Genomic DNA, 12,829 nt, shown 5'->3' on the forward strand with positions numbered 1-12,829 from the left:
TTCAAGAAGGTCACCGAGTGAAGCACAGTTGGTGAGGGCCCCCGGGGCAGGTACGGGGCATGACCCGGGACCACGGGAGCCCTCCCGTGCGGTCGCGTCAGGCGCTCGCGGAGAAGACGAACGCGAACTCCGCGGGCCCGGCGTGCAGGACGTACTGCGGGAGCGGGCCCGGGCCGCAGGACTGGGAGCCGATGCCGTGCTGGCCGTGGTCGAGGTTCACCCACACCGTGTCACCCGGCGTGAGGCCGGTGCGGTGGGTGGCCGCGTCCAGCTGCTCCGTCGTCCAGCGCCGCGCGGTCAGCCAGAACTCCGGGTCGCCCTCGATGCGCAGCCCGCCCAGCTCCGCCCACCGCACGTCGGCGCGGGCGCCGTTCTCCTGCGGGCGCACGTACGGCGTCTGCAGCGCGTCCACCGTCGAGCGCCACCGCCCGATCGCGGACGCCTCCCGGGTGTCCGGGTACGCCTCACCAGGGCCGCCGCCGAACCAGCGCACCTCGTCGGCCGCCGCCAGAGCGAAGCGGATCCCGAGGCGGGGCAGCGGCACCGTCCAGTCGCCCTCCGGGCCCACGGACACCGTCAGCTTCAGCCGGTCCCCGTCCGACGTCCACCGGTACACCGTGCGCAGTCCCAGGTCCCGCCCGGCCGGCGCCACCCGGGTGCGCACGGTCAGCGCGTCGTCGGCCGCCTCCACCGCGTCGAGGCGGTGCCGCATGCGGTGCAGGCCGAGCCTGCGCCAGAGCGGGCCGTGGCGGACGTGATCCTGCCAGGAGGCGCCGTTGTCGTTGTCGGTCGGCGCCCGCCACACGTCCAGCCGCAGCCCCTCCACGGCCACCTCGCCGACCGCGAGCAGCGCACCCGTGCGGGCGTCGAAGACACCGGGGCCGAGCGTGATCCGGCCGTCACCGGACACGGGGCGGGCGGACGCGGCGACGTACGGCACCGGGCGCCGTGACACCGTCCACTGCCCCCAGGCCACCTCGTGACCCCGCGGCGCCCACGCCGTGTCCGCCGCCAGCCGCGCGCGCACCGTCCACTGCGTCTCGGCGCCGGGGCGCGGCGTCCCGGGTGGTTCGGGCAGCTTCACGTCGGCGGACTCGCCGGGCGCCAGGGCCGGGACGGCGAGCGGGCCCTGCGCGACGCTCTCCCCGTCCACCTCGTACGACCAGGTGAAGGCCAGCGCGGACAGGTCGGCGAAGTCCTGCTTGTTCGTCACCCGCACACCGGTACCGTCCTGGCAGCCCTCGATGGCGACCGGCTCGATCACCTTCTTGAACTCCGCCAGGCCCGGCGAGGGCCTGCGGTCGGGGAACAGCAGCCCGTCGCAGACGAAGTTGCCGTCGTGCAGCTCCTCGCCGAAGTCACCGCCGTAGGCGTACCCCAGCCCGGGACGGGCGATGCCGTGGTCGATCCACTCCCAGACGAAACCGCCCTGCAGCCGCTCGTACCGCTCGAACAGCCGCTGGTAGTCGGCCAGTCCGCCCGGACCGTTGCCCATCGCGTGGGCGTACTCGCACTGGACGAAGGGCAGCGTGCGCCGCTTCTGAGGGCCGTCGTCCAGGCCGCGGCCGATCCGCTCGACCTCGTCGTGGGAGGCGTACATCCGCGAGTAGACGTCCGTGTCACGGCAGCTGCGGTCGCCCTCGTAGTGCAGCAGACGGGAGCCGTCACGGCCGCGGATCCACTCGGCCATCGCGGTCAGGCCGCGTCCGGTGCCGGCCTCGTTGCCCAGCGACCACAGCACGACGGACGGATGGTTCTTGTCCCGTTCGACCATGCGGGCGGCGCGGTCCAGCAGGGCCGGCGTCCAGCGGTCGTCGTCGACGGGGTTGCCCCGCCACTCCTGCTCGGTGAAGCCGTGGGTCTCCAGGTCGCACTCGTCGATCACCCACAGGCCCAGCTCGTCGCACAGGTCCAGGAAGGCCGGGTGGGGCGGATAGTGGGAGGTGCGCACCGCGTTGATGTTGTGCCGCTTCATCAGCAGCACGTCCTCCCGCATGGTGGCCATGTCCAGCGCGCGGCCGTCGTCCGGGTGCCACTCGTGCCGGTTGACGCCCTTGAAGAGGACCGGTTCGCCGTTGACCCGGATCAGACCGTCGCGCAGCTCCACCGTGCGGAAACCGATGCGCAGCGCGACCCGCTCGCCCCGAGTCGCCAGCACCCCGTCGTAGAGCCGCGGCGTCTCCGCCGACCACGGCTCCACCGGGACGGTCACCGACTCGCCGGTCGCGATGTCGATGCCCAGTTCCGGCACTGTGACCCGGCCGGCGGTGTCGGAGTCGACGCACAGCGTGCCCTGGCCGCCGGCATGGTCGTAGGAGGCGTGGACGAAGAAGTCCGCGACGCAGGCGGGCGGGCGGCGCAGCAGGGTCACGTCCCGGAAGATGCCCGGCAGCCACCACTGGTCCTGGTCCTCCAGGTAGGAGCCCGCCGACCACTGGTGCACGCGGACGGCGAGCACGTTGCCGCTCGGCCGCAGCAGATGCCCGACCGCGAACTCGTGCGGCAGCCGTGAGCCCTGGAACGTACCGAGGTCCGTGCCGTTGAGCCACACCCGGGCGCAGGACTCCACCCCGTCGAAGCGCAGCACGGCGCCGCCGCCGGCCGGCCAGTCATCGGGCAGGTCGAAGACGCGCAGATGGTCGCCGGTCGGGTTCTCGGTGGGAACGCGGGGCGGGTCGACCGGGAACGGGTAGAGATGGTTGGTGTAGGCGGGCGCGCCGTGGCCCTGGAGGACCCAGTGCCCGGGAACGGTGACGTCCGCCCAGTCACCGGCGTCGTAGCCGGGCTCGGCGAACGCGTCGTCCTCGGCGTCGGCCGTTTCCGACAGGCGGAACCGCCACCTGCCGTTCAGCGACAGCCGCGCCGCGTCCGAGGTGGCGTACCAGGCACGCGGCGGCAGGGAGCCGTCGCCGGGGGAGACGTTCTCGAGGTAATCGACGGTGGTCGTGCGCAAGGTGATCGGTCTCCAGACGGGGGAGGTCTCGGTCTCCGGGCGGTGAGCGGCGGCGCGCGGCTCCGGCGCCGTCAGGACGGGGGGCCGGTGCGGGTTCTCGCGGGGGCGGGGCGCCGGGCGCTGCTTCCCCCGGCCGCCTCCAACGCTCCTTCCAGCGCGAACGTGGCCGCACCCAGGCACACCGGGTCGGTGGGGAGGGGGGAGAGGACGATCTCGGTGGCCGCCAGCGGCCGTCCGAGCGCGTGCAGGGCGACGGCCTCGCGTACGGCGTCCAGCAGCGGCTCGCCCAGCCGGGCGGCGACCCAGCTGCTGAGGACGACCACCTCCGGGTTGAGGACGTTCACCAGGCTCGCGACGGCGGCGCCCAAGTGGCGGGCGGTGTCGCGGAGGACCTGCGTGGCGACCGGGTCGCCCTCGGCGACCGCCCCGGCCAGCGCGGCGATGGTCGCGGTCTGGTCTCCGGGATGCAACAGCGGGCTGTGCGGGGACAGTTCGTGCAGCCGGCGCATGATGCCCGGGGCGCCGACGTAGGTCTCCACACAGCCCCGGTTGCCGCAGTGGCAGGGCCGTCCGTCCAGCACGAGAGTGGTGTGCCCCCATTCGCCGGCGCTGTTGCTGACCCCGCGGTGCACCGCGCCGCCCAGCACCAGACCGGCGCCCACCCCGGTGCCCAGGTTGACCACCACCGCGTCGTCGCGGCCTCGCGCGGCGCCGCACCACAACTCGGCCACGGCGCAGGCGCGCAGCGGGTTGTCCAGATGGAGCGGGTGGGCGAGGTGCTCGCCGAGCAGGTCGCGCAGCGGCACGTCGTGCCAGTCCCAGTTGGGCGCGTACTCGGCGACTCCCCGCTCCCGGTCCACCTGCCCCGGCACGCTCACCCCCACGCCGAGCACCCGGTCCTCGTCCACGCCGGCCCGCGCGATCACCGAGCCGACGGCGGCGGCGACGCGGGCCACCACCTGCCCGGGCCGACGCTCGCCGGGGCGCACCTCCTCGGCGGCGCGGGCCAGGACGGTCAGCGCGAGGTCGAACAGCTCGGCACGGACGTACGTCTCGGCGATGTCGACGCCGACCAGGAACCCGCCGGTGGTGTCGACGGCCACCAGCTGCCGGGGGCGGCCGCCGGCGGACTCCGCGAAGCCCACCTCGGTGATGAGCCGCAGACCGGTCAGCTCGCCGACGAGGGTGGCGATCGTCGCCGGCGACAGACCGGTGGCCGCCGCCAGCTCCTGCCGGGATGCGGGCGAGGAGGCGATGAGCCGGCGCAGCACCTCGTACCGGTTCGCGGTGCGGATGTCACGGGACGTGCGCCTCACCGGATCGCCTCCTTTCGCTGCCGAGGCTAGGCGGGCGGCCGGGCTTTCTACAAGGGGTTACGAAAGGGGTTGCGGAAAGTCCCGCCCGGAGGGCGCGGGAAGCGCCCGGGCCCCACGCTCACTCCGCGAGGAACTCCCTCACGAACGCGTTGGTGAACTTCCCCGCCGGGTCCAGCTCCCCCGCGAGCGCACGGAAGTCGGCGAGCCGGGGGTAGCCCTCGCGCAGCGCCGGGGCCGGGGTGGTGAACACCTTCCCCCAGTGCGGCCGGGGTGCGAAGGGCTCCAGGACCTCCTCCAGCCGGCCGACCACCGGAAGGACGGCCGGCGTGTCCGCCACCCAGGTGAAGTGCACCGCGACACTGTCCCGCCCGCTGGACGGGCTGAGCCACTGCGCGTCCGCCGCGACCGTGCGCACCTCGCAGATCTGCAGGACGGCCGCGACCGTGTCCCGGATGCCGTCGATCGCGTGCAGTACGCCGAGGGCGTGCTCGCGCGGCAGCAGGTACTCGCTCTGCAGTTCCGCCCCGCTGCTCGGGGTGAACTCCGCCCGGAAGTGCGGCAGTCGCTCGTGCCAGGGCCCGGGCACGCCGTGCTGTTCGGTGCAGTTCTCCGCCGGCATTCCCGGTACCGGGTGCAGCGCCACCTTGGCCGGCACGGCCCACGGGAAGTCCGGCAGCGGCTCGTCGGTGCGCCGCTTGCGCCAGACCTGGGTGAAGCCCGGCGCCCGCCAGTCGGTGAACAGGCTGACGCTGTACGCCGAGGCCGCCACCGTCTCGAAGTCCAGCCCCTCCAGAGGCAGTTCGGTGTACAGGTGCTGCTCGACCTCGAACGCGGGCTCCAGGTCGAGGGTGAGCGCGGTGACGACGCCGAGCGCGCCGAGCGAGGTGACCGCGCCGCCGAAACGCTCGTCGCCCCGGGCGATGACGACGGTGGAGCCGTCCGCCGTGACGATCTCCACCTCCCGTACGGCGTCGGCGAGCGGCCCGTTGCCGACGCCGGAACCGTGGGTGCCGGTCGCCACCGAGCCGGCCACCGAGATGTGCGGCAGGGAGGCCATGTTCGCCAGGGCCAGCCCGTGGGCGTGCACCCGGCGGGCCAGTTCGGCGTAGCGCACGCCGCCGCCCACCCGCACGGTGCGCGCCGCCGTGTCGACGTCGACCCCGGCCGGCAGCGCGTCGAGCGCGAGCAGGACGCCATCGGCGCCCGGGTCGGCGAGGGCGTTGAAGGAGTGCCCGCTGCCCAGCACCCGCACCCGGTCGCCGCCCGCCACGACCGCGCGCAGCGCGTCGAGCGAGCGAGGCCGGTGCAGCTCCTTGGCGGTGTACGTGATGTTGCCCGCCCAGTTCGTCACGCTCTCGGCCATTGAGACGTCCCTCCCCATCTACTGATTTCGTTGTCCATCGGCGGCCGTACTGCTGTTTTCATCGAGTACGTCGCTTTGAGAGTGCGTATTCGGTAGTTTTCTCGTATGACGCAACAGCCGCTTCCCGCCGCCCTCCCGCTCACCGATCGCACCCGGCACCGCCGCCTGCGGGAGCAGGGCAGCCTGGCCAGGGCGGATCTCGACGCGATCCTAGACGCCGGGTTCGTCTGCCATCTGGGCGTGGTGATCGACGGACGGCCCCTCGTCGTGCCGACCGTCTACGGCCGCGACGAGCGGTGGCTGTACGTCCACGGCTCCGTCGCCAGCCGCAGCCTCGCCGGCTCCGCGCCCGTGTGCGTCACCGTGACCCACGTGGACGGCCTGGTCCTCGCCCGGTCCGTCTTCGAGCACGGCGTCAACTACCGCAGCGCCGTGATCCACGGCGAGGCCCGCACCGTCACCGACCCCGCGGAGAAGCTGGAGGGGCTGCGCCGGCTCACCGAGCACGCGACGCCGGGCCAGTGGTCGTACGCGCGCCGCCCCAGCCGCAAGGAGCTGGCCGCCACCACCCTGCTCGCCGTCTCCCTGGAGGAGGCCTCCGTCAAGATCCGCACCGGCGCGCCCGACGACGGCGACGGCCCCGACGCCGAACTGGGCCTGTGGGCCGGAACCCTGCCCCTCACCCAGGTCTGGGGCACCCCCGTCCCCGACCCGCTGCTGCCCCCGGACACCCCCGTGCCGGGACACATCGCGCGGCGCGAGGGGACCCGGCACGGCTGACGTCAGAGGCAGGGCATACCGTGAGGAGTCGTACGCCTGAACCGGGAGGAGAGTCGCATGGGCAGCCGTACCGCGCTGGTCGAGGATCTGATGGAGCGGTTTCCGCAGGTGCCGCGGGAAGCCGTCTTCAAGGAGGACCTGCTGCGCGGCGGTGTCGCCTTCGACCCGTCGGCGCTGAGCGACAACGAGAGCGGTGAGGTGAAGCCGAAGTCGTACTTCATCTTCTCCTTCGACCACGGCACCCTGCCGGAGCTGGGCGAGGCCGCGCTGCGCCGGCCGCCGGAGGAGATCATCCTCACCGGCGGCCCCTACGACCTGCGCCGCACGGTCGTCTCCGTCCGGGTGAACCCCGCCTCGCCGTACCGGGTCGCCGCCGACGAGGACGGCATGCTCGGCCTCTACCTCGACGGCAAGCGCATCGCCGACGTCGGCGTGCCGCCGATGCCGGAGTACTACCGGCACAAGCTGTCCAACGGAAAGTCGGTCATGGAGGTGGCCCCCACCATCCAGTGGGGCTACCTGATCTACCTCACCGTCTTCCGGGTCTGCCAGTACTTCGGCGCCAAGGAGGAGTGCCAGTACTGCGACATCAACCACAACTGGCGCCAGCACAAGGCCGCCGGCCGCCCCTACACCGGGGTGAAGGACGTCGAGGAGGTCCTCGAGGCCCTGGAGATCATCGACCGCTACGACACGCAGAAGGCGTCCACCGCCTACACGCTGACCGGCGGCGCGATCACCAAGACGGTCTCGGGACGCGACGAGGCCGACTTCTACGGCCACTACGCCAAGGCCATCGAGGAGCGCTTCCCCGGCCGCTGGATCGGCAAGGTCGTCGCCCAGGCACTGCCCAAGGCGGACGTGCAGCGGTTCAAGGACTACGGCGTGCAGATCTACCACCCCAACTACGAGGTGTGGGACGAGTACCTGTTCAAGATGTACTGCCCCGGCAAGGAGCGGTACGTCGGCCGTGACGAGTGGCACAAGCGGATCCTCGACTCCGCCGACGTGTTCGGCGCGCGCAACGTCATCCCGAACTTCGTGGCGGGCGTGGAGATGGCCGAGCCCTTCGGCTTCAAGACCGTCGACGAGGCCATCGCCTCCACCACCGAGGGCCTGCGCTTCTTCATGTCGCACGGCATCACGCCCCGCTTCACCACCTGGTGCCCCGAGCCCACCACACCGCTCGGCAAGGCCAACCCGCAGGGCGCGCCGCTGGAGTATCACATCCGGCTGCTCCAGGCCTACCGGCAGACCATGGAGGACTTCGGCCTCTCCTCGCCCCCCGGCTACGGCCCGCCCGGCCCCGGCCGCGCCGTCTTCTCCGTCTCCTCCTTCATGGACAGCCTCCCGGCACAGGACGCGGCCCCGGTGAGCTGACGGCCCGGCCGGCGGACACGGCGCCTGTCCTCAGGCGCCGTACACCGTGGCCGTGTTGGGGCGCGGCGGCGGCGCGTGGCGGGCCGCCGGGCCCGTTGCGAAGACGCGCAGCAGGTTCTCGGTGGTGCGCGTGACGAAGGCGCGGGTACGGGCGTCCATGCCGTGGTCGTGCCCGAGTTCGCCGGTGCCCGCCACCAGACCCTCCACCCAGCGCATCGTGCCGGTCGCGAACACCCCCGCCCCGCTGGCCGCCGTGTAGTACGCCGAGTCGCTGTGACTCGCCCGGCCGTGGCACAGCAGCGGCGAGTGCGCGGTGATCTCCAGCGGGCCCGGAGCCGGGGAGCCCTCGGGCACCCGGTCGTACTCCACGCCGACGAGATGCGGGAAACCCTCCCCGGGGCGCACCCCCGTGCCCTCGTACAGCCAGTGGTCGGCCGCGTGGACGACGTAGGGCGCGTCGACCGGGAAGCCCTCGTAGAGCACCCCGGTCAGCGACGACTCGGGGTCGGCCGCGGGCGGCAGCCGGAAGTCGGTGGTGACCTGGGCGGGACGGGAGCCGTAGCAGGGGTCGGCACGGAAGGCGCTCTTGTAGCAGACCACCGTGCGCGCGTCCCCCGCCGCGCCGGGCTCCAGCCGGACCCGGCGGAAGCACGTGTTGGCGCCGAGGAACGCGACGTTCGTGCCCGCGTCCCGGGCGGCGGTGACATGGGCGCGCTGCTCGGGCGTCCAGTACTCGTCGTGCCCCAGGCACACCACGGCGTGCGCACCGCGCAGCACCGAGGGGTCCCGGTGCACGTCCACGCCGGTGGTGTACGCAAGCGGGATGCCGAGCCGCTCGGCCAGCACCACCAGCGCCCGCTCGTAGACCAGGAACTTCTCGGCGCCGCTGCCGTCGTAAGGGCGGTCGAAGGTCACCGCGAGAGAGCGGGAGGCGTAGTCCCCGAGCGGCCCGGCGTACAGGCTGCTGCCGCCCCAGCGGTTGTACGCCTGCCAGGTGGCCGGGGCGTGCAGCAGGACCGTGCGGCCCGCGCCCCCGGCCGAGCGGACGACCAGCGGGACGTAACGCCGGTATCCGCTCTCCGACTCCAGCCGCAGCAGATACGCCCCCTCCGGCCAGCCCGCGGTGTGCACGGTGAGGGTGGCCGGCCAGTCGGCGTGCACGGTACGGGTCTTCGGCAGCAGCCGCGGCGCGGGCCGGGCACGACCGGGTATGCGGCCAGACGCCCAGATCAGCCGGGCCTGCGCTCCGCCGTACCAGCCGACCCGGAAAGCGGCGACCCTGAACGACGGGGCGGTCGTCGACACGTGCAGCGCGAACTCCTCGCCGGGCGTCACGCTCACCCGGTCGGTGTAGCCGGACACGGCGTCCTGCGGTCCCGTCGCGCCCAGCCGCCAGTCGGCGGTGCCCGGAGCGTCCTGCTCCGCCTCGGGCCGGTGCCGACCGGTGTGCGGGTCGGCGGAGTGGGGCCCGTCCGGCGCGCCCGTGCAGGCGGCGGCACCGAGGCCCGCACCGGCGCACAGAACCAGGAAGCGGCGGCGACCCGGCCCGCCCGTTCCCTCTGCCACGGTCACGTCACCTCCCGCAAGTGCGCCCGGCTCAGCGTCACCACGCACGGCGTCGCGCGCAACCGGAGAAGTGCCCGCGCAACCGGCGGCGAGGAGCCGCGCGCAACCGGAGAAAAAACAGTGGCGCCCCGTCACCCGCCTTCCCTAGGGTGAGAGCGATCCGAGCGGTGGCCTTCCCGGTCACCGCCACCGCAGGTGTGAGGACGAGGAGGTGTCGACCGATGGCTGTCGTTGCGACGGGCGCTGCCCGCATCCAGGAACCCATCACGTCCACCTCCGTGGCCACCGGCTGACCGAACCCGCCGCGCCGATTCACGCGCGCGACTGCCGGGGCCGCCCCTTGCGAAGGGTCACCCCTTGAGCGCCAGCTCTGCTTCCTTCTCCAGCTTCTCCGCCTTCTCCGCCCTCGTTCCCTACGGCTGGGACGAGGACTGGGCCGACGCGTTCACGCCGTACGCCGCCGAAGGGCTGCTGCCCGGCCGTGTCGTCCGCGTCGACCGCGGTCAGTGCGACGTCGTCACCGCCGACGGCACGATCCGCGCCGACACCGCCTTCGTCACCCCGCACGACCCGCTGCGGGTCCTGTGCACCGGCGACTGGGCCGTCGTCGAACCCGGCGGCACCCCCCGTTACGTGCGCGCGTATCTGCCGCGCCGCACCGCCTTCGTGCGGTCCACCTCCTCCAAGCGGTCCGAGGGGCAGATCCTCGCCGCCAACGTCGACCACGCCGTCGTCGCCGTCTCCGCCGGCGTGGAACTCGACCTCGGCCGCATCGAACGCTTCCTCGCCCTCGCCTGGGAGTCCGGTGCCCAGCCCGTGGTCGTGCTCACCAAGGCCGACCTCGTGCCCGACCCCGTGACGCTCGGACACCTCGCCCAGGACGTCGAGACCGCGGCGCCCGGCGTACCCGTGCTGACCGTCAGCGCCGAGCGGGGCGACGGGCTGGACGTGCTCGCCGCAGTCCTGGGCGCCGGGACCTCCGTCCTGCTCGGGCAGTCCGGCGCCGGCAAGTCCACCCTCGCCAACGCGCTGCTCGGCGCGGACGTCATGGAGGTCCAGGCCATCCGTGACATCGACGGCAAGGGCCGGCACACCACCACCACACGCAATCTGCTCGCCCTGCCCGGGGGCGGGGTCCTCATCGACACCCCCGGCCTGCGGGGCGTCGGCCTCTGGGACGCCGGGACCGGAGTCGGCCAGGTCTTCGCCGAGATCGAGGAGCTGGCCGAGGAGTGCCGGTTCCACGACTGCGGCCACGAGACCGAGCCGGGCTGCGCGGTACGGGCCGCCCTCGAGGCGGGCGAGCTGCCGGAGCGGCGGCTGGAGAGCTACCGCAAGCTCCAGCGTGAGAACCAGTACATCGTCGCCAAGACCGACGCCCGGCTGCGCGCGGAGATCCGCAAGGAGTGGAAGCGGCGGGGGGCGGCGGGGAAGGCGGCGATGGAGGCCAAGCGGGGGCGCTACAGCTAGAGGCGCCTGTGGGGTCCAGGCAGCTGGATCACCTTCACGTCCGATTTCCGCCAGTCGGGGCTCGTCGGATGCCGGAGACTGGGTCTCGTGATGGACGAGGACAGCAGGTACGAGGCCGTGCGCAGCAGGGACGCCCGGTTCGACGGCGAGTTCTTCTTCGCCGTCGAGACCACCGGGATCTACTGCCGTCCCAGCTGCCCGGCCGTGACACCCAAGCGTCGCAACGTGCGGTTCTTCGCGACGGCCGCCGCCGCGCAGGGCTCCGGGTTCCGGGCCTGCCGGCGGTGCCGTCCGGACGCCGTGCCCGGCTCGGCCGACCACGACGTCCGCGCCGACGTCGTCGGCCGTGCCATGCGGCTGATCGGCGACGGCGTGGTCGACCGCGAAGGCGTCGCCGGGCTCGCGGTACGCCTCGGCTACAGCGCCCGGCAGGTGCAGCGGCAGCTCACCGCCGAACTCGGTGCCGGGCCGGTCGCACTGGCCCGGGCGCAGCGGGCGCACACCGCGCGCGTGCTGCTGCAGACCACCGAGCTGCCGATCACCGAGATCGCGTTCGCGTCCGGGTTCGCCAGCGTCCGGCAGTTCAACGACACGATCAAGGCCATCTACGCCTCCACCCCGAGCGAACTGCGGGCCGCCGCACCCGGCGCCCGGCGGGACGACATGCCCGGCGCCGGTATCCCGCTGCGGCTCGCCCACCGGGGGCCGTACCAGGCGGGCCCCGTGTTCGACCTGCTGGCCCGTGAGGCCGTGCCCGGCGTCGAAGAGGTCAGCGGACCGCCCGGCGCCCGCACCTACCGGCGCACGCTGCGGCTGCCGTACGGCACCGGGATCGCCGCCGTCGCGGAGCGCACCGGCACCGAGACCAGGGCCTCGGCCGCCCACCCCGGCGGCTGGCTCGACGCCCGGCTCCACCTCACCGACCCGCGCGACCTCACCACGGCCGTCCAGCGGCTGCGCCGCCTGTTCGACCTGGACGCCGACCCGTACGCCGTCGACGAGCGGCTCGGCGGCGACCCGCGGCTCGCCCCGCTGGTCGCCGCCCGCCCCGGGCTGCGCTCACCGGGCGCCGCCGACCCGGAGGAGGTGGCGCTGCGCGCCCTGGCCGGACCGGCCGAGACCCAGCGGCTCGTCCTCGCGTACGGCAAACGTCTCGACGCTCCCTGCGGCAGCCTCACCCGCCTTTTCCCCGAGCCGGCCGTCCTCGCGCAGGCCGAGCCCGGCGCGCCCCTCGGGGCACTGGCCGCCGCCCTGGCCGACGGCCGTCTGCGGCTCGATCCCGGCGCCGACCGGGACGACGCCGAGCAGGCCCTGCGCGCACTGCCCGGCATCGACGCCGTCACCGTCGCCGTGATCCGCGCCCGCGCGCTCGGCGACCCGGACGTCGCCCCGCCCGGCCGGGCCCTGCCCGACACCTGGCGCCCCTGGCGCACCTACGCCGTACAGCACCTGCTGGTCGCAGGGGAGTTGGAGAACCGATGACCACCCAGACCTATTTCACCCGTCTCGACAGCGTGATCGGGCCGTTGCTGCTCACCGCCGACCCGGACGGCGCGCTGACCTCGCTGTCCGTGCCGGAGCAGAAGGGCGGCCGGACCGTCCAGGACGGCTGGCGGCACGACGAGGGGCCCTTCCGCGCGGCGGCCGAGCAGCTCGCCGCGTACTTCGCCGGCGACCTGAAGGAGTTCGACCTGCCGCTGCGGGCGCACGGCACCGCGTTCCGGGAGCGGGTGTGGGACGCCCTGGACTCCCTGCCGTACGGGGCGACCACCACGTACGGCGAGATCGCCGCGCGGATCGGTGCGCCGCGGGCCGCCGTGCGGGCCGTCGGCGGCGCCATCGGGGCCAATCCGCTGCTGGTGCTGCGGCCCTGCCATCGGGTGATCGGGGCGAACGGATCGCTTACCGGGTATGCGGGTGGGCTCGAGCGGAAGACGCGGCTGCTGGCTTTGGAGGGGGTGCTGTAGGGGGCGGGTGCCTGCCGGCGGCCGGGCGGTTCGC

Annotated in this window: 9 protein-coding genes; 5 read left to right on the forward strand and 4 right to left on the reverse strand. The window is 73.7% G+C overall.

The features are described 5' to 3' along the window. Window positions 1–97: 97 nt before the first annotated feature. The 3 genes from ACZ67Q_RS00900 to ACZ67Q_RS00910 form a co-directional block, all read right to left on the reverse strand. Entirely contained in the window at window positions 98–2,959 is a 2,862-nt protein-coding gene (locus tag ACZ67Q_RS00900; RefSeq protein ID WP_471175965.1) for a glycoside hydrolase family 2 TIM barrel-domain containing protein, read from the reverse strand. Between the two features lie 65 nt (window positions 2,960–3,024). After that, complete coding sequence (locus tag ACZ67Q_RS00905; protein WP_471174810.1) at window positions 3,025–4,269, reverse strand: ROK family protein; 1,245 nt, start codon at window positions 4,267–4,269, stop codon at window positions 3,025–3,027. 118 nt (window positions 4,270–4,387) lie between these two features. Beyond that, window positions 4,388–5,632: an FAD-binding protein gene (locus ACZ67Q_RS00910; RefSeq protein WP_471174812.1), complete on the reverse strand. Its 1,245-nt coding sequence runs from the start codon at window positions 5,630–5,632 to the stop codon at window positions 4,388–4,390. A 105-nt stretch (window positions 5,633–5,737) separates the two neighbouring features. On the opposite strand from ACZ67Q_RS00910, the gene ACZ67Q_RS00915 reads away from it, so the two are divergent. Beyond that, window positions 5,738–6,412: a pyridoxamine 5'-phosphate oxidase family protein gene (locus tag ACZ67Q_RS00915; RefSeq protein WP_471174814.1), complete on the forward strand. Its 675-nt coding sequence runs from the start codon at window positions 5,738–5,740 to the stop codon at window positions 6,410–6,412. 57 nt (window positions 6,413–6,469) lie between these two features. After that, complete coding sequence (locus tag ACZ67Q_RS00920; RefSeq protein WP_471174816.1) at window positions 6,470–7,792, forward strand: radical SAM protein; 1,323 nt, start codon at window positions 6,470–6,472, stop codon at window positions 7,790–7,792. 30 nt (window positions 7,793–7,822) lie between these two features. Here ACZ67Q_RS00920 and ACZ67Q_RS00925 read toward each other — a convergent pair whose 3' ends face one another. Beyond that, complete coding sequence (locus ACZ67Q_RS00925) at window positions 7,823–9,358, reverse strand: N,N-dimethylformamidase beta subunit family domain-containing protein (protein WP_471174818.1); 1,536 nt, start codon at window positions 9,356–9,358, stop codon at window positions 7,823–7,825. A gap of 357 nt (window positions 9,359–9,715) precedes the next feature. Here ACZ67Q_RS00925 and rsgA point away from each other — a divergent pair, with 357 nt between their 5' ends. From rsgA to ACZ67Q_RS00940, 3 genes are all read left to right on the forward strand, one after another. Beyond that, on the forward strand, window positions 9,716–10,828 hold the full coding sequence (gene rsgA / locus ACZ67Q_RS00930; protein WP_471174820.1) for a ribosome small subunit-dependent GTPase A: 1,113 nt from the start codon (window positions 9,716–9,718) through the stop codon (window positions 10,826–10,828). A gap of 90 nt (window positions 10,829–10,918) precedes the next feature. Beyond that, window positions 10,919–12,310, forward strand: coding sequence for a DNA-3-methyladenine glycosylase 2 family protein (locus ACZ67Q_RS00935; protein WP_471175968.1), 1,392 nt, complete (start codon window positions 10,919–10,921; stop codon window positions 12,308–12,310). Continuing rightward, the gene (locus ACZ67Q_RS00940) at window positions 12,307–12,795 is read left to right on the forward strand and encodes a methylated-DNA--[protein]-cysteine S-methyltransferase (RefSeq protein ID WP_471174822.1); all 489 of its coding nucleotides are present in this window, start codon (window positions 12,307–12,309) and stop codon (window positions 12,793–12,795) included. The genes ACZ67Q_RS00935 and ACZ67Q_RS00940 overlap by 4 nt, the downstream gene beginning before the upstream one ends. Window positions 12,796–12,829: the final 34 nt, after the last annotated feature.

Source organism: Streptomyces sp. NPDC036813, assembly GCF_055609245.1.

Excerpts from the sequence above, each read along its gene's own strand:
- ACZ67Q_RS00915 (WP_471174814.1), top strand. The coding sequence starts at position 5,738 with ATGACGCAACAGCCGCTTCCCGCCGCCCTCCCGCTCACCGATCGCACC.
- ACZ67Q_RS00910 (WP_471174812.1), bottom strand. The coding sequence starts at position 5,632 with ATGGCCGAGAGCGTGACGAACTGGGCGGGCAACATCACGTACACCGCC.
- ACZ67Q_RS00920 (WP_471174816.1), top strand. The coding sequence starts at position 6,470 with ATGGGCAGCCGTACCGCGCTGGTCGAGGATCTGATGGAGCGGTTTCCG.
- ACZ67Q_RS00935 (WP_471175968.1), top strand. The coding sequence starts at position 10,919 with ATGGACGAGGACAGCAGGTACGAGGCCGTGCGCAGCAGGGACGCCCGG.
- ACZ67Q_RS00940 (WP_471174822.1), top strand. The coding sequence starts at position 12,307 with ATGACCACCCAGACCTATTTCACCCGTCTCGACAGCGTGATCGGGCCG.